Source organism: Bacteroidota bacterium (assembly GCA_016715425.1).
Classification (GTDB): Bacteria; Bacteroidota; Bacteroidia; order Chitinophagales; family BACL12; genus JADKAC01.
In genome coordinates this window covers 39,498-55,932 of record JADKAC010000007.1, presented here as the reverse complement: position 1 = coordinate 55,932, position 16,435 = coordinate 39,498, and the positions used below count along the sequence as shown (strand labels likewise).

15 protein-coding genes and 1 pseudogene are annotated in these 16,435 nt (G+C 34.5%); 10 read left to right on the top strand and 6 right to left on the bottom strand.

What is annotated here, in order from left to right:
- Positions 1-9 precede the first annotated feature (9 nt).
- On the bottom strand, positions 10-1,350 hold the full coding sequence (locus IPN31_12450) for a peptidoglycan synthetase (GenBank protein ID MBK8682682.1): 1,341 nt from the start codon (positions 1,348-1,350) through the stop codon (positions 10-12).
- Between the two features lie 153 nt (positions 1,351-1,503).
- On the opposite strand from IPN31_12450, the gene IPN31_12445 reads away from it, so the two are divergent.
- Both IPN31_12445 and ytxJ read left to right on the top strand, forming a co-directional pair.
- Positions 1,504-1,650, top strand: a complete 147-nt coding sequence (locus IPN31_12445) for a hypothetical protein (GenBank protein ID MBK8682681.1) — start codon at positions 1,504-1,506, stop codon at positions 1,648-1,650.
- A gap of 2 nt (positions 1,651-1,652) precedes the next feature.
- A complete protein-coding gene (ytxJ, locus tag IPN31_12440; GenBank protein ID MBK8682680.1) occupies positions 1,653-2,000 on the top strand; it encodes a bacillithiol system redox-active protein YtxJ in 348 nt (115 codons plus the stop codon).
- Here ytxJ and IPN31_12435 read toward each other — a convergent pair.
- Positions 1,984-2,394 carry an OsmC family protein gene (locus IPN31_12435; GenBank protein ID MBK8682679.1) on the bottom strand — a complete coding sequence of 137 codons (411 nt, stop codon included), beginning with the start codon at positions 2,392-2,394 and terminating at the stop codon, positions 1,984-1,986. The genes ytxJ and IPN31_12435 overlap by 17 nt on opposite strands.
- Before the next feature lie 57 nt (positions 2,395-2,451).
- Here IPN31_12435 and IPN31_12430 point away from each other — a divergent pair, with 57 nt between their 5' ends.
- The 3 genes from IPN31_12430 to IPN31_12420 all read left to right on the top strand — a co-directional run bounded on the left by IPN31_12430 (position 2,452) and on the right by IPN31_12420 (position 7,185).
- Positions 2,452-3,270: a hypothetical protein gene (locus tag IPN31_12430; GenBank protein MBK8682678.1), complete on the top strand. Its 819-nt coding sequence runs from the start codon at positions 2,452-2,454 to the stop codon at positions 3,268-3,270.
- 12 nt (positions 3,271-3,282) lie between these two features.
- Positions 3,283-4,170: a lipoyl synthase gene (gene lipA, locus IPN31_12425; protein ID MBK8682677.1), complete on the top strand. Its 888-nt coding sequence runs from the start codon at positions 3,283-3,285 to the stop codon at positions 4,168-4,170.
- Positions 4,171-4,245: 75 nt separating this feature from the next.
- On the top strand, positions 4,246-7,185 hold the full coding sequence (locus IPN31_12420) for a T9SS type A sorting domain-containing protein (protein MBK8682676.1): 2,940 nt from the start codon (positions 4,246-4,248) through the stop codon (positions 7,183-7,185).
- Positions 7,186-7,695: 510 nt separating this feature from the next.
- Here the strand turns inward: IPN31_12420 and IPN31_12415 are convergent.
- Together IPN31_12415 and IPN31_12410 are read right to left on the bottom strand one after the other, a co-directional pair.
- Positions 7,696-9,291 (bottom strand): T9SS type A sorting domain-containing protein, encoded by a 1,596-nt coding sequence (locus IPN31_12415; GenBank protein ID MBK8682675.1) that lies wholly within the window; start codon positions 9,289-9,291, stop codon positions 7,696-7,698.
- A gap of 67 nt (positions 9,292-9,358) precedes the next feature.
- Positions 9,359-9,928 carry a thymidine kinase gene (locus IPN31_12410; protein MBK8682674.1) on the bottom strand — a complete coding sequence of 190 codons (570 nt, stop codon included), beginning with the start codon at positions 9,926-9,928 and terminating at the stop codon, positions 9,359-9,361.
- 65 nt (positions 9,929-9,993) lie between these two features.
- On the opposite strand from IPN31_12410, the gene IPN31_12405 reads away from it, so the two are divergent.
- Positions 9,994-10,716, top strand: a complete 723-nt coding sequence (locus tag IPN31_12405) for a hypothetical protein (GenBank protein MBK8682673.1) — start codon at positions 9,994-9,996, stop codon at positions 10,714-10,716.
- 4 nt (positions 10,717-10,720) lie between these two features.
- Here the strand turns inward: IPN31_12405 and IPN31_12400 are convergent, their stop codons facing one another.
- On the bottom strand, positions 10,721-12,004 hold the full coding sequence (locus IPN31_12400) for a 3-deoxy-D-manno-octulosonic acid transferase (GenBank protein MBK8682672.1): 1,284 nt from the start codon (positions 12,002-12,004) through the stop codon (positions 10,721-10,723).
- Positions 11,970-12,770 (bottom strand): hypothetical protein, encoded by an 801-nt coding sequence (locus IPN31_12395; protein ID MBK8682671.1) that lies wholly within the window; start codon positions 12,768-12,770, stop codon positions 11,970-11,972. The genes IPN31_12400 and IPN31_12395 overlap by 35 nt, the downstream gene beginning before the upstream one ends.
- Positions 12,771-12,807: 37 nt before the next feature.
- Here IPN31_12395 and IPN31_12390 point away from each other — a divergent pair, with 37 nt between their 5' ends.
- The 4 genes and pseudogenes from IPN31_12390 (at position 12,808) to rfbD (ending at position 16,430) form a co-directional block, all read left to right on the top strand.
- Positions 12,808-13,935, top strand: coding sequence for a DegT/DnrJ/EryC1/StrS family aminotransferase (locus IPN31_12390; GenBank protein ID MBK8682670.1), 1,128 nt, complete (start codon positions 12,808-12,810; stop codon positions 13,933-13,935).
- 3 nt (positions 13,936-13,938) lie between these two features.
- Positions 13,939-14,991 carry a dTDP-glucose 4,6-dehydratase gene (gene rfbB, locus IPN31_12385; protein MBK8682669.1) on the top strand — a complete coding sequence of 351 codons (1,053 nt, stop codon included), beginning with the start codon at positions 13,939-13,941 and terminating at the stop codon, positions 14,989-14,991.
- Between the two features lie 24 nt (positions 14,992-15,015).
- Positions 15,016-15,570 (top strand): dTDP-4-dehydrorhamnose 3,5-epimerase, encoded by a 555-nt coding sequence (rfbC, locus tag IPN31_12380; protein MBK8682668.1) that lies wholly within the window; start codon positions 15,016-15,018, stop codon positions 15,568-15,570.
- Positions 15,571-15,572: 2 nt separating this feature from the next.
- A pseudogene (gene rfbD, locus IPN31_12375) lies at positions 15,573-16,430 on the top strand (dTDP-4-dehydrorhamnose reductase).
- Positions 16,431-16,435: the final 5 nt, after the last annotated feature.

Sequence of the window (16,435 nt, the reverse complement as noted above, 5' to 3'; positions counted from 1 at the left end):
TTGCAAAAATCAAATTAATTGCTCAAAATTCAAATTATTAAAATTGCCCGAGCTCATAAGTAATAAACAAGTGTTGTCAGTGATTGCGTTTTTTAATGATTGTAATAAAGATTCAGAATTGTTTATCACCATTAAATCAGTGTCGTTAAAAAAGCCCTGCATGTCGGATTTACTTAATGATGGGAGTTTTTTTATGTCAAGAGTATGAGGGTTGAAATAGACAATTCGCTCATTTGCAGCAAGCATAGTATTAGCATAATTAGGCAAGAAATTTTTATTTAAACTGCTGTAAGTATGTAATTCAAGACAGGCAATTAATTTCTTTTCCGGGTATTGTTCTTTCACTGCATCAATAGTTGCTTTCACTTTAGATGGTGAATGCGCAAAATCTCTGAAAACTATTTTTGAATCAGTTTGATATAATACTTCTAATCTGCGGGCAGCACCTTCAAAGTTTTGCATGTTTTTATAAAATGTGGTTTTTCCAATATTTAATAATTCACATACTTGAGCTGCACCTGCCATATTCTCCATGTTATGTTTTCCAAATACATTTAAATTAAATGTATTGTTATCGACTTCAATTGTTGTATGATTTCCGGATACATGATATTGCGGCACGGAGTAGGGGATTGTTTTGAAATTGGGGTTTACTTCTTCTATTAACTGTAGAATATTTTTATCGTCTGCATTATAAATCAATACACTTTCTTTATTCATGCTTAATAGTAATTGCCGGAATTGATCAAGATAACTTTCCCATGTTGGAAATACATTAAAATGGTCCCAGGCAATACCGCTGAGTACAGTGATATGTGGTTTGTAATGTAAAAATTTAGGTCGCTGGTCCAAAGGTGAAGCAAAATATTCATCACCTTCAATAATTATAACAGGAGCATCACTAAGTTGTACCATCGTCTCAAAACCTTTTAATTGAGCACCAACTAAATAATCAAAATCAAAAGAAGATTGTTTTAAACAATGCATAATCATGGAAGTGATTGATGTTTTACCATGACTGCCGCACACTACCACTCTTTTTTTTGTTTCCGATTGATTGAAGATGTATTCAGGAAAACTATATACATGCAGCCCTAATTCTTTAGATTTTAGTAATTCAGGATTATCTGCCCTTGCATGCATTCCCAGAATAACTGCATCCAGACGCTGATTTATTTTTTCAGGAAACCAACCCGGTGTTTCCGGCAACAAACCATATTGTAATAATCTGGAACGGGAAGGTTCGAAAATTTCATCATCAGAACCTGAAACATTGTAGCCTTTTTTAGCTAAGGCAATTCCGAGGTTGTGCATTACCGCACCTCCAATTGCTATTAAGTGAATATTCATAGGGGGTAATTTTAGTAAAATACAGCTAATTTTTTTTACATATCTTCAAGAATAAGTAGCATATTGATAAATAATTATGACACATTTTCGTTACAGATTGAAAGTTTGAAGTTAATTTTGTCCAATCAGGTTCAGTTACTCTAAAAAAAATCAATGAAAATCGTATCATCAATTCGCAAAGTATTTGTATTAATCGCAATAGCAGGTACTATAGGTGTTTCATTAACATCTTGTCACCGGGAAGGCTGCCCAAATAAAATAACACAAGCAACAAGTCCATTCATGGAACTTGCTTCCTGAGTATGATAGATTGGAAGAATATTACATCTACCGATCAATATGAAGAACTAATTCGGGAGTCTTTTGATAAACCACTTATTATATTTAAGCACAGCCGTTCATGTGGAATCAGTTCAATGGCACTTAGAAGATTTGAAAAGGACATTCATCCTACTAATGAAATAAATCTGACAATGGTGAATGTAAGAGCTGATAGAAAAGTTTCAAATTATATAGCAGAACAACATCAGATAACCCATGAATCTCCACAACTTCTATTGATTAAAAATGGAAAAATTGTATATCATGCTTCTCATTCCCATATCAATGCAAATGAAGTATTGAATCAATTATCTATTTCAGATAATTAAAAGTAATTACCTTTTTTATATCAGGATGCAAACTCAACATAACCGGGCAGGTGGTTGCGGCATTTTCTAAAATAGCTTTTTGTTTATCAGTAAGACTGTTATCCGGGATTTGTAAAAGTGTGTGAATTTCTGAAATGCGCCGGGGATTTTCAGCCATTATTTTCTTTACTTCCACAGTAGTGCCATCCATAAAAATATGATGTGTTCTTGCAGCTATACCCATGATTGTGAGCATACAAGTGGCTAACGATGTTGACATTAAATCTGTGGGAGAAAATGCTTCACCCTTACCTTGATTATCAAGAGGGGCGTCAGTTATTAATTTAATTCCTGATTTTAGGTGAGTGGCTTCAGTTCTTAAATCTCCGGTATAGATTACTTTTGAAACAATCATGACATGTAGTAGTTTGATGAATACAAAGATTAAACATATCTTCGTAAAACAACTTAAATGAAATTAAAACCCCTTTTAATTATTCTATTATTTGCTGCATCAATTTCCAATGGGCAGCAGGATACAACTATAAAAATTTCGCAGGCAGGTAGTAAGGCTATTGTGATGAATCAAGGTAGTGCTTCCAAAGCAAAAGGATTAGTTTATAATTCAGAATTTAGTGTAGGGGCAAAATTGACAACATCCGGATGGGGAATGTTTGGAGATCTTACCAAACGGGTAAACATGGACAAAAAAAGATTATACTATTTTGAAATTATGTTTATGAAAAACCCCAAGGAATTAAAGAAAATAAACGAATATAATTTTTCACTTTCTTATAGCTCACCACGACCGTTTATTTATGGAAAGCAAAATAGCTTTTTCAATGCGAAGGTTGCTTATGGCAATAAATATCTCATTGGTCAAAAAGCAGAAAAGAGTGGATTTGAAGTAAATTTTGATTATGCAATTGGCCCATCCATTGGAATTGTAAAACCTTATTATCTGGAAGTTTTAAAAAATCAGGATGGTGCATTATATCTGTCAACAGAAAAATATTCTCCGGCAAATGAATCGTATTTTTTAGATGCTACAAGTATTTATGGTTATTCGGGGTTTATGAAAGGATTCGGAGATATTTCAATTATACCCGGAGCATTTGGTAAAGCAGGTTTAAATTTTGACTGGGCTTCTTATGATGATTATGTAAAATCGCTTGAAGTAGGAATCGGCACTGAAGTGTATATTAAGGATGTGCCGATGATGATACTTGAAACTAACAAACCTTATTTTGTGTACTTGTATCTGAGTGTGCAGTTCGGACGAAAATGGTAATAAGATTTAATTATGATTGAACTTCCTATTGTAAATAATAAAGAACAACAAACGCCAGCAGTAAATCGCAAACCACCTTGGCTAAAAGTGAAATTGCCCACAGGGGAAAACTATAAGAAGGTGCGTGGATTGGTGGATAGTTATAAGCTGCACACCATTTGTGAAAGTGGAAGCTGCCCTAACATGGGCGAATGCTGGGGTGCAGGCACAGCAACATTTATGATACTTGGCAATATTTGTACACGATCCTGTTCTTTTTGTGCCGTTGCTACCGGCAGGCCAACGGAATTAGATTTGGATGAACCGGCCAGAGTCGCCGAAGCAATTATGTTAATGGGAGTGAAGCATGCAGTTATTACTTCAGTAAATAGGGATGAACTTGCAGATCGTGGTGCATCAGTCTGGAATAGCACTGTAGTAAAAATCAAAGAATTAACTCCACTTGTAACCATTGAAACATTAATCCCCGATGTAAAAGCAAATTGGGACGCCTTAATAACAATGATTAATCCCGGACAAGATATTGTTTCTCATAATATGGAAACAGTGAAACGACTTTATAGACTTGTTAGACCGCAAGCAAAATACGAGCGCAGTCTTGAACAAATAAATCGCACCAAAGACTTTGGCAAACGGACTAAAAGTGGAATAATGGTTGGACTTGGAGAAAAAGAAGAAGAAGTTTTTTCAACAATGGATGATCTTATATCTCACGGATGCGATATTCTTACAATTGGTCAATACTTACAACCAACAAAAATGCATTTAAATGTGCAGGAGTATGTACATCCAGATATATTTTTAAAATATAAGGAAATCGGTTTGAGCAAAGGATTTAAGTATGTAGAAAGCGGTGCTTTGGTCAGATCTTCCTATCACGCAGAGCGACATTTATTGTAAATGTCTGGTCAAAAGTGAAAAACTGTTAATATTTGATTAATAAATTTATTATTTTTCACCCAAAATTTATTCTAAATGAAAAGATGGTACACGATTTCAGCATTATTTATTGCAATAGGAGCTTTTGCAGTTTGGTATTTTACTGAGTCCTTTTACTATGAAGGCAATGAAAGCGCCGAGGAACAACAAAAAGAATTGGAGGAAAAAGCCGGTATGAAAGGTTATTACGAATGGCTTTTTGAACTTCGAAAGAATCCTGCTACGGGCACTTTGACAATGGATGATATTTTAGAAGGACGTCGTCAGGTAGAAGCCTATCATGCAAACCACTCTACCCGTGGGGGAAGTTTATTAAGCCTGGATTGGGATTTTATGGGGCCAAACAATCAGGGAGGTCGCACAAGGGCTTTGGTAATTGACCCTTTAAATACTAACCGCATGTATGCAGGTGGTATTAGTGGGGGATTATTTATTTCTGATAATGCCGGGCAAGACTGGTATCCAGCTTTAGGAAATCAAGATTTAGGTTCTTTATTGGTTGGAACAATCGCATTAGCAGATAATGGAGATTTATATTTAGGAACCGGAGAAAGCAATACAGGATATTATGATGGCTCTTCATCACCTTTTACGCATGCTTTTGTAGGAAATGGAATTTATAAATCAACCGATGGTGGTACTACATTTACTTTGCTGGATGCAACTGAACCTACACCTGGAGTTATAGGAAGCACTTCTTCTGCTAGTTGGGCTTATGTATATCGATTAAGTACAAAACCTGGTGATGAAAATACTCTAGTCGCCGGACAAAATAAAGGTTTATATTATTCTACTGATAAAGGTGCTTCATGGACAGCTTGTACCTCTTTAGTTACTGGTGGATTAATGAGCTCTTCTGAAGCACAAGAAGCAATGTTTGATTCAGAAGGATATATTCATGCAATTTATTCTAATCGTTATTATCGCAGCGTATCCAATACAGACCCCTATACTTTAGATTTGTATGGTGAAGGTTTACCAATTAGTGGTTTAAGTAGAGTTACCATTGCAGTAGCACCATCTGATCCTAATTATGTATATGCCTATGCAGCGAAATCAGACCAACAACTTAAAGGTATTTATCGCTCAAAAGATAAGGGAATGAGTTTCGTTGCCATATCACCAGAAGCAAGCTCTTTGTTTAACCCACCTGGAGATCAAGGTGGATATAACCTTGTTATAGCCGTAAATCCTAATGATAAGGATAGAGTTTATATTGGTGGTTCTGTACAAGCATTCACATGGAAAGATGGAGGTAGCTGGACTGCTATGACAAGTTCTGGTTATCCTACTTACTTTTCAAAATATATGCATGCTGATCAACATGTTATCGTGTTTAATCCAAACGATGCAAATATTATGTATTACGGTAATGATGGTGGAATTTCCAGAACAACAAATGCATTGTCCTCCTATCCGGATTTTGCTACTATGAATAAAGGTTATGGAACCTATCAAGCCAATGGAGTTGCTGTTGGTTATTATGGGGAAGTTATTGGAGGATCGCAAGATAACGGCACATTTTTTACAAATTTTTTAGGAAATAGTACATTAGAAGGAATTGAAGTTGTCGGCGGTGATGGCGGACGTGCTCATGTTTCTAAAATACGTCCTGAATATCTTTTTGGATGTTATGCTTCGTTTCCGCCTACAGGAGGTGCGAATGGTGGTAATTTAAGACGCTCTGTAAATGGAGGTTTGTCCAACTCAAATATATTTGATTGTCATATAGACTACACCGGTGGCGGTGGCAGCGGTTGTAGCCAAGATGGCGCTCCAGATGGTGGGGGAGAATTTGTAGCTGAATGGAAAATTTGGGAGAATTGGAATTTGTATCACACTTTCGAAGGCATTTTAGATGAAGACGGCTCTGTGGAATATCCTTTAGGTAGTGGAAATTTCTATTCTATCGGTGATGTAGTTACCTATGAAGGAAGAGATATTGAATTATCAAAAGATAATATTCAAGAAAGCAGATTGTATTTTGCCTCAGGGGCTAATGTTTGGATTACCGATGGTGCTCTGTTGAACTCCACAGAACCAACTGTTTGGTATAAGATACAAACTGGAACTACATTAGGTACTCCTTCGGCTTTCGAATATGATAATACTGGAGACATTTTATATGTAGGTACTTCGTCTGGAAGACTGTATCGTTTTGAAGGAATACTTACAGCAGACTACGAATATATTGGTGATGTTTTTGATCCTGCTGCAGCAGGAATTACACAGTTTCTCTATCCCACATCATTTGGGTCAAGAATTACAGGCATTAGTATTAATAGAGATAATCCAAATGAATTAGCTCTATCTATTGGAGGTTATGGCGTAGATCAAAATGTGTTTCATTCAACCAATGCATTAGCTGATAGTAGCGCTGTTTTTAATGGTATTGCGAGTCAATTGCCAAACATTCCAGCATATGATGTACTTATCGAAACCTACAATAGTGATGTGATAATTGTAGCAACTGAATACGGTGTTTGGTCATATAATCTTAGTCTTGGTGGTGAATGGACTCAGGAAGCATCAGAGATTGGAAATGTTCCTGTAATGGAAATTCGTGAAGATTGGATACGTGATCTTACATGCTCTGCTATCTATATTGGCACACATGGTCGTGGTTTCTATAGAGCCATTAACCTTGCTCCAGGGACTTGTGATTTTACTAAAGCAAATGATGTGAGTTCTGATATAGGTCCTATACAAGAAGAAATTATTGCCGGTATTTCTATAGCTCCTAACCCTACAGATGAATATACAACTGCGAGTATCTATTTAAACAAGGCTACTTCAGTTAATATGAAAATCTATAGCATGGTTGGCGAATTGAAAAGTGCCTCTGGTTTTATTGCTTATCCTGCAGGACTAAATAATCTTCCTGTAAATGTTAGCGCATTAGCACCGGGTACTTATTTGGTGGTTTTTGAATCCAATGGTGGTTATCCAAAATCAGTCAAAATATCAGTGTATTAAAATTTATTTACAGAAATAATATATACCCGGCTTATTGCCGGGTTTTTTTTTATCTATCAATTTGGACGATAAACCAGAATTGTTTTCAAAGAAAATAGTAAATAATTAAACTATATATCATTGTTACTAGATACTCTTTAAGCTATGCAATTATTACACATTAGGAGTCCGTATTTCCAAAATCCTAATACCATACTATTTTTTATAACTAGATTTATAAATTCAAATCAATACTATATTGACATTTTGAGTTTCATTGAAATCAGCGAAGAACCTATGATGAAAGTGTTATAAATTGATAAAGCATAAATGTGAAGGATAGATCTGTAATTGTCAAAACAGATGCATAGACACTATATTGATATTTCAACAGATTGCCTTATGAAATATAGGAACTTCAAAAGCTATTGACAATAATTAAAAGCCAACAATCAAAAGCATTTTCATGCAACCATGGCATAAAAAAAAACCCTGCACATTGGCAGGGCTCTTTTTATAATCTCTGAAAAATTATCTAGCTATTATGAAATTTTTTGAAGTTAATTTATTGCCTTCAGCAATTTGAACCATATATAAACCATTCGATAAGCTACTCACATCAATGGTTTTGGAATAATTGGTAATGTTATCAGCATTCACTGAATAAACCGTTTGTCCCTGCGCATTGAAAATTGAAATAACTACATCACTTTGATTTGTAAAATCCAGATTAATATTTACTGCATCATTTGCAGGATTCGGATAGATAGTGAAATTACTAAGAGTTTCAAAAGATTCAAATCCGGTTCCTGAACAAAAATCAACAGTTACATTTTTGCATTGTTGGTAGGAAACAGATGCTTCTGTCGCTACTAAACATACTTGATAAGTTCCGGGTGAAGGGAATGTATGTGTAGGATTTTGCTCAAATGCACTGGTCCCATCATCAAAATCCCAGAAATAAGATGCAGAAGCTGGGGCATCAATAAAATTTGTAAAATCTATAAATTCTTTTGTAAGATCTACACAAGGTGAAGGAGTTGTAAATTGAAAATTAGCACCTTCAGGAGCCAAATGCCAATCTATATAAGCATGTTCCCAAGCAAATGAAGTAGATAGAAATGCAAAAGTGTTTACGTAATATCCATTCCATCCTGTTGTTGAGATGCCATAACGTACTTCACTTGTAGCAGCTCCTGCTTGATTATATGCTCCATCATCCATAGAGGTAGGGAAGCCATCAAAATATTCTTCATTAGTTGCAAGCCAGAATGAGTTAAGTTGATTTACAGCAAGTGGGGGATCATTAAAATCCAAAAGTGTATCTCCTGCAGCATATTCCTGACCGGGATGGTAAGAAAAAGCTATCGATATTTTGTTATTGTTTCCAGTTGGTGCCTTGGGTATTAAAATATCCAAAGGGATTTGGATTGAACCTACATTTATTGAAGCAGTATCCGCATCATTCAATAAAATATCATATGCAGTGAAAGTTCCATTAGGTCTGTTTTCTTCTTTCCAATATCTGAAATATACAGCTTGGTAAGACGGATCGCCTAACGTACTAAATTGATGTACTGTAGAACCAGGTCCCATAACAAACACCCTTAAAGTATCTGTTACTGTATTATCGTGGCGTTCGTACAAATAATAAAATCTAACGGAATCAACACGGAAAGCATGGTCCTTATTAAACCAATCAGATGAGTTGCCAGCTACAGTATAGGTATCATCTACCCAATTAGAAATGTAGAAAGAGGTTGGGTCCAACATATCAGCAAAGGAATGTACCCACCAATAAAATTCATAAGGTGTTCCGGCATCGTTACCAATTACTTTAACTGTGGAATCAGGCCACAATGGTAGGAAACTAATATTCTCTAATGTGCCACCATTAAATGCCATATCAATTGCATCATTATAGTTGATCCAATAATATGTAAGATCAGCCTCACGTGAGCTACCAGTGATATCTCCTTTAATAGCCATTATTTCTGCTTTCGTAGCTGTCTTTGCATCAGCTCTTGGTATTAAAGGATATTCTCCCGCTGCACCAGCTGAAGAGATTTGTGCCTGCATTGTATATACACCAAGTATACAAGCAAATAGTACATAAATTTTTTTCATATTTAATTTTTTCGTTTAAAAACAAATATAAAAAAACATATTTGATGGCAGGTCATAAATCGGTAACTTAACTCAATTTAAGAAAGCAATTCCTGCATCTGGGTTCATACTCCTTTTTTTCTCCTAATAAAATTTTAGCATCACTCTTTGATAACCGATATGAATAATTTGCAATATTGCCGCATTGCACACATATCGCATGCACCTTAGTAATATAATCTGCTATAGCAAGTAAATGTGGAACAGGTCCAAATGGATTTCCCTGATAGTCCATGTCTAAGCCCGCTACCACAACACGAATTCCCTTTAATGCAAGTTGGCGGCAGACATCAATAATTCCATCATCAAAAAATTGTGCTTCATCAATGCCAACAACATCCACATGATTGCTGAATAAAATAATATTTGCAGAATGTGAAACAGGTGTGGACACTATTAAATTTTCATCGTGGGAAACAATATTCTCACTATCATATCTTGTATCAATGGAAGGTTTAAAAATTTCAACACGCAAATTAGCAATACGGGCACGTTTTAATCTGCGTATCAGCTCTTCTGTTTTTCCCGAAAACATACTTCCGGTAATCACTTCAATCCATCCCCTTTTTTCTCCTGTTAATTGTGGTTCAATAAACATATTTTGGATAATATAACTTTGAAGCGAATATACGTTAATGAGAAATTAGTTTAATAAAAATAAATATGTCAAATTCACTTTCTGAAGCAAAGATTCTTCTGCAAAAAATTCAATCACTTATAGATAATCTGGATATAACTAATCCGAACTCCGCAATTGAAACAGATCTGATAAAAGATCATTTGCGCAAATTATATGATATCACTTTGAATTTAAAAATTGAAAAAGAAGTGCAAGTGCCAAATGAAAAACCTGAGCCAGATATTGTTACTAAAATTGAGTCACATGCATTTCCACCTGAAACAATCAGCAGCGAAGAAATTATAGTAGAAGAAACTCCATTGGAAGAAGCTGCGATTAAAAATAAGCGTATTGAAGAAATTATAAACACAATTTCGCACATACCTCAAAGTATTCTTCATTTTGAAGAAACTCCACTTCCCATAGAGAATCAATTAGAAGTGAGTATAATACATGAGTCAAAAAATTTTCTGAATGAAAAATTAGCAACAGAAAAAGAAACACTTGCCGATAAAATAAAACCTAAAAAAACTAATGACCTACGCACTGCAATTGATCTGAATGCAAAATTCTTTTTCATAAAGGAGTTATTTAAAAGTGATGCGCTTGCTTATGAGAAAGCAATTCGTTTTTTAAATGGATTAACATCTATGCAGGATGCTGAAGTGTATATTAATAAAGAGTTGGCCATTAATTATAACTGGCAAAATAAAGATGCTGCCATGCATAAATTTTTGGAAGCAATTAAAATAAAATTTCAAGATTAGTTTATTAGCCGAGTTGTTTTACCATTGCTGTAAATACTTTGCTCGCACCGCCTAAATTATTTTCAACATAGGTTTTTGCGGCTGTAGAAGATGCGTTGTATTTTTTTTCATCAGATTCTAACATCTTCAATAATTCTATAAGTTGATCTGCATTTTCAATAGAGAATGCTGCACCTGCTTTTTGTAACTCAACTGCTTCATTAAACTTTTGATAGTTATCTCCAAAAAAAACAGGCTTACCATATACACTTGCTTCGAGTACATTATGCAATCCTTTTCCAAACGCACCTCCTATAAAAACATATTTTGCATGTCGGTATATTTCTGCAAGTTTGCCTATTGAATTTACGATCAACACCGATTTGTTTTTATCCATTGTTTCTGATAATAGACCACAATCATTTCCGAAAAAGGATTGTAATCTTTCAATGTTTTTTAAAGACACATCATGTGGTGCTATTACAAGTTTAAAATTTTTGGGTCTTAGAAATACATTAAATACTTCAATAATTATTTTCTCATCTACCGGCCAGGTGCTTCCGCCAATAAACAAAGGAGAATCTCCTTTAAACTCTTGCAGTTTATTATCTGATTCAGGTAAATTAGAAATGGTGTAAACTCTATCAAACCTTGTATCAGAAGCAACTTCTGCAATTATATGTATTGATTGTAATAATTCTTTTGATGCAGTTGTCTGCACAAATATCTGATCAAAATAAACCAGCATTTTTCTGAATAACATGCCGTACCATTTAAAGAATATTTGTTCTTTACGGAAAATTGATGAAAATAATAGGATAGGAATTTCTTGTTTGTGTAAAGTATTGAGATAATGAAACCAGAATTCATATTTTACAAATAATGCAATTTGTGGATTTACAATTTCTATAAATTTTTTTGCATTGCGTTTTGTATCCACGGGCAAATAACTGATTACATCCGCACCTGAATAATTTTTTCGCAATTCATATCCGCTGGGTGAAAAGAATGTGAGTACAATACAATAATCAGGATATGATTTTCTAAATGATTCAAGCACAGGTCTGCCTTGTTCAAACTCACCGAGTGAAGCGCAATGCATCCAAATCCGTTGAGAAGATTTATTATTTAATTGAGAGGATAATTTTTTAAATATATTTTTTCTTCCGCTTGTCCATTGTTTTGCTTTTGGATTAAATAGTGATGCAATATGAATTGCAGCATTGTAACTAGCATTAAACAGATTGTAAAAAATAGTACTGATGAATAGCATATCAGGGGATGTAGAATCTCCGTTTTGGTTTTTCAAATATGCACAAATTCCAACTGAGTTTCAATGTAATCATCATATCAAAATGCGTTTCATCATCAGTTTGCTGTGTATCAAAATCAATTCCTCTACGATTTTTTGTAAAGGCTTCCTGAAATTCCACACCCGCACGAAAGTTTACAAAGTTTTTATTGTTGAACACATAATAACCAATATATTGATTGAGCATAAATCCATTGCTTAATCTGTCATAACCCTTTTGATATTCACTGGATAATTGAGGTACAAATGGTTTATCAATATAAATAGAAATTGCATGTTCTAACATACCAATTCCTACAAGCCAAGTAACTCCGGTATTTGGATTTGTCGAAAATAATTTTGTAATCTGTCCAATCTGCACCGAAAAATCAAAACCCTGTTCGCCGGCAATAGGTGTATATAATAATCCATCATTGCCAATTACATATTTATCATCAATAAGCATATTGCTTAATAAATCTTCCTGAGTAACTGTGTTTCCAAATATGTAATGCGCAGAACCGCCGAGTAATACATTGTTCTCAAACTTATACTGATAACCACCGCCAACAATTAAATGCGGTCCAAATCTGTCCGCAAGATCTCCCGCAGGTAAACCTATACCCAAATCAATATTTACAATACTGGCTTTCACAATAGAGTCCTTTAAACTGATTTGTGCAGAAGCCTGAATTGCAAATGCAGATAATAGAAATAAGAAAATATATTGTCTGAACATCGCACCAAATCTATTAATATTATTTGGTTCGGGATTGCTTCGCACTGTGTTGATTATCTTTGCCGCTGAAAATTACAGATGCATGAAAAAAATACAGATGGTGGATCTCCACAGTCAATACCTGAAAATAAAATCGGATGTGGATGCAGGATTGCAACAGGTTATTGATACCACTGAATTCGTAAATGGTTCTGCCACAAGAAATTTTTCTACTGCATTAGGTAAGTATGTAGGTGCAAAACATTGTCTGCCTTGTGCCAATGGAACCGATGCTTTACAGATTGCTTTGATGGCATTAAATTGTGAACCAGGTGATGAAGTGATTACTGTTCCATTTACGTTTGTAGCAACCGTTGAAGTAGTTGCTCTTTTGAAAATGAAACCGGTATTTGTAGATATTGATCCGGAAACTTTTAATATTGATGTAACTCAAATTGAATCAAAAATAACATCACGAACTAAGGCAATTATCCCGGTGCATTTATTTGGTCAGGCTGCGAATATGGAAGCAATTATGCAAATAGCTGCGAAACATAATTTAATTGTGATTGAAGATAATGCACAGGCAATAGGTTGTAATTATACATTTACAAACGGCACAAAAAAGAAACTCGGTTCTATCGGACATATCGGAACAACATCTTTTTATCCCACTAAAAATTTAGGTGGTTATGGTGATGGTGGTGCGTTGTTTACTGATGATGATACATTAGCTGCGAAAATGAAAATTGTTACCGATCATGGTTCATCAGTAAAATATTATTATGATTCTATCGGTGTAAATTCCAGATTGGATAGTATGCAGGCTGCGATATTGCAAGTGAAATTACCGCTGTTGGATGCCTATAATAAAATGCGTCAACAAGCTGCGGCATATTATGATTTGCAATTGAAAGATGTACCGGGAATTACAATTCCAAAACGCAATACTTTTTCTGATCATGTATTTCATCAATATACAATTTTAGTTGAAAACAACCGTGATGCATTGAAAGACCATCTTGCATCAAAAGGAATTCCTTCTATGATTTATTATCCTGTTCCATTACATCTTAGCAGCGCATATAAAGGGTATGGTTATAATGATGGTGATTTTCCTGTAAGTGAAAAAGCTGCTGCACAAGTGTTGTCATTGCCTATGCATACTGAATTGGATGCAGAGCAAATGGATTTTATTACAAAAGCAATTATTGAATTTCAAACAATTTAATCTGTGAAGAATATTTTAGTTACCGGCGGTGCCGGATTTATAGGCTCGCATGTAGTGAGAAGATTGATAAATAATTATCCTGATTATAACATTATAAATCTGGATAATCTCACTTATGCAGGCAATCTGGATAATCTGCGTGATATCGAAAATGCAGCGAATTATAAATTTATAAAAGGTGATATTGTAGATGCACAATTTATTCAAAGTCTGTTTGCCGATTATAATTTTGAAGCAGTAATTCATCTTGCTGCGGAATCGCATGTGGACAGAAGTATTTCTAATCCAATTGAGTTTGTAATGACTAATGTGGTGGGTACTGTGAATTTATTAAATGCAGCTCGTCATCAATGGAAAGAAAATATGGAAGGCAAATTATTTTATCATATTTCTACCGATGAAGTGTATGGTACTTTAGGTGAAGATGGATTGTTTGTAGAATCTACTTCTTATGATCCGCACAGTCCGTATTCTGCATCCAAAGCATCGAGCGATCATTTTGTAAGAGCGTATGCGGATACTTATAAATTGCCTGTGGTTATTTCTAATTGTTCTAATAATTATGGTTCGCATCAATTTCCTGAAAAATTAATTCCGCTCGCAATTCATAATATAAAAAACAACATTGCAATTCCTGTTTACGGTAAAGGAGAAAATGTAAGAGACTGGTTATGGGTAGAAGATCATGCTGCGGCAATTGATTTAATTTTTCATAAAGGTGTGCATGGTGAAACTTATAATATCGGTGGATTTAATGAATGGAAAAATATTGACTTGATTCATGTGTTATGTAAAATCATGGATAAAAAATTAAACCGCCCGGAAGGTACAAGTGTGAAATTAATTACCTATGTAACCGACAGAGCAGGTCATGATATGCGCTATGCAATTGATGCATCAAAACTGAATAAAGAATTAGGATGGAAACCGAGTTTGCAATTTGAAGAGGGATTGGAAAAAACAGTGGATTGGTATCTTGCCAATGCAGAATGGTTGCAAAATGTTACCAGTGGTGCATATAAAAATTATTACTCAGCACAATATGCAAATCGTTAATTGCATCAATTAATTTAAACTTACATGCCAATAATAGATACACATATTCCGGGACTATTTGTGTTTGAACCAAAAGTGTTTGAAGATGAAAGAGGATATTTTTATGAGAGTTATAATGCAAATATTTTTGCAGAAAAAAATATCAATTTAAATTTTGTGCAGGATAATCAGAGCAAATCTTCTTACGGTGTTTTGCGTGGATTGCATTTTCAATTAGAACCCATGGCACAAGCAAAATTGGTGCGTGTAATTTCGGGTGAAGTGTTGGATGTGGCTGTTGATTTGCGTTTGGGTTCTCCAACTTATAAAGAACATTACAGTATTGCACTGAGTGCTGATAATCGCAAGCAATTATATATTCCCAAAGGTTTTGCGCATGGCTTTGTTGTGTTAAGTGAAACAGCAGAATTTTTTTATAAGTGTGATAATTTTTATTCTAAAGAACATGATGGTGGAATCGCATTTAACGATCCCACATTAAATATTGATTGGCAATTACCGGATGATGTTTTAGTGATTTCTGAAAAAGATAAAAATCTTCCTTTATTAAATGAAGCTACTTTAAATTTCAAGTTTTAATGATGCGTAAAATATTAGTTACAGGTGCAAATGGGCAGTTGGGAAATGAACTTCGTGTGGTATCAAAATTTCATAGCGAAGCTGATTTTGTTTTTGTGGATGTAGCTGAATTGGATATTACAAATGCAAAAGCAGTTCAAGATTTTTTTACAGAAAATAATTTTACTGATTGTATTAATTGTGCTGCATACACTGCCGTTGATAAAGCGGAAAGTGATTCTACTATAGCATATGCAGTAAATGTTACAGGCGTGGAAAATCTTGCAAAGGCTTGCGAAAAACACAATGCAGTTTTAGTACATATCAGTACGGATTTTGTTTTTAATGGAAGTGCAAAAATGCCTTACGAAACAAATACAACAACAGATCCTTTGAGTGTGTATGGACAAACAAAAGCAGATGGTGAATATCGTGCGCTTACACTCAATAGCAAAACATATTTAGTAAGAACATCGTGGGTGTATTCTTCTTATGGAAATAATTTTGTGAAGACGATGATCAGGTTGGGTAATGAGAAAGATGCATTAAATGTGGTGAGTGATCAAACAGGCAGACCAACTTATGCAGCAGATTTAGCAGAGTGTATTTTTAAAATTGTGTTTGCAGAAAAAGAATTACCATTTGGGATTTATCATTTTGCAAATACTGGTGAAGTAAGTTGGTATCAATTTGCACAAAGTATAATGGAAGAATACGGATTGAATTGTAAAGTTAATCCCATTCCTACAACACAATATCCAACACCTGCTACACGACCTTCGTATTCTGTGTTGAGTTTAAAATCTGCAGAAGCAATTCCAAATTTGCAATTACAAGATTGGAAAAAGAGTTTAAAAAAATGTATTCAATTAATAAAAGAAAATAT

What these genes read in the sequence shown, in the direction of transcription:
- IPN31_12450 (MBK8682682.1), bottom strand. Translation starts at nt 1,350, where the DNA reads ATGAATATTCACTTAATAGCAATTGGAGGTGCGGTAATGCACAACCTC.
- lipA (MBK8682677.1), top strand. Translation starts at nt 3,283, where the DNA reads ATGATTGAACTTCCTATTGTAAATAATAAAGAACAACAAACGCCAGCA.
- IPN31_12415 (MBK8682675.1), bottom strand. Translation starts at nt 9,291, where the DNA reads ATGAAAAAAATTTATGTACTATTTGCTTGTATACTTGGTGTATATACA.
- IPN31_12420 (MBK8682676.1), top strand. Translation starts at nt 4,246, where the DNA reads ATGAAAAGATGGTACACGATTTCAGCATTATTTATTGCAATAGGAGCT.
- IPN31_12430 (MBK8682678.1), top strand. Translation starts at nt 2,452, where the DNA reads ATGAAATTAAAACCCCTTTTAATTATTCTATTATTTGCTGCATCAATT.
- rfbC (MBK8682668.1), top strand. Translation starts at nt 15,016, where the DNA reads ATGCCAATAATAGATACACATATTCCGGGACTATTTGTGTTTGAACCA.
- IPN31_12445 (MBK8682681.1), top strand. Translation starts at nt 1,504, where the DNA reads ATGAAAATCGTATCATCAATTCGCAAAGTATTTGTATTAATCGCAATA.
- IPN31_12410 (MBK8682674.1), bottom strand. Translation starts at nt 9,928, where the DNA reads ATGTTTATTGAACCACAATTAACAGGAGAAAAAAGGGGATGGATTGAA.
- ytxJ (MBK8682680.1), top strand. Translation starts at nt 1,653, where the DNA reads ATGATAGATTGGAAGAATATTACATCTACCGATCAATATGAAGAACTA.
- IPN31_12390 (MBK8682670.1), top strand. Translation starts at nt 12,808, where the DNA reads ATGAAAAAAATACAGATGGTGGATCTCCACAGTCAATACCTGAAAATA.
- IPN31_12405 (MBK8682673.1), top strand. Translation starts at nt 9,994, where the DNA reads ATGTCAAATTCACTTTCTGAAGCAAAGATTCTTCTGCAAAAAATTCAA.
- IPN31_12435 (MBK8682679.1), bottom strand. Translation starts at nt 2,394, where the DNA reads ATGATTGTTTCAAAAGTAATCTATACCGGAGATTTAAGAACTGAAGCC.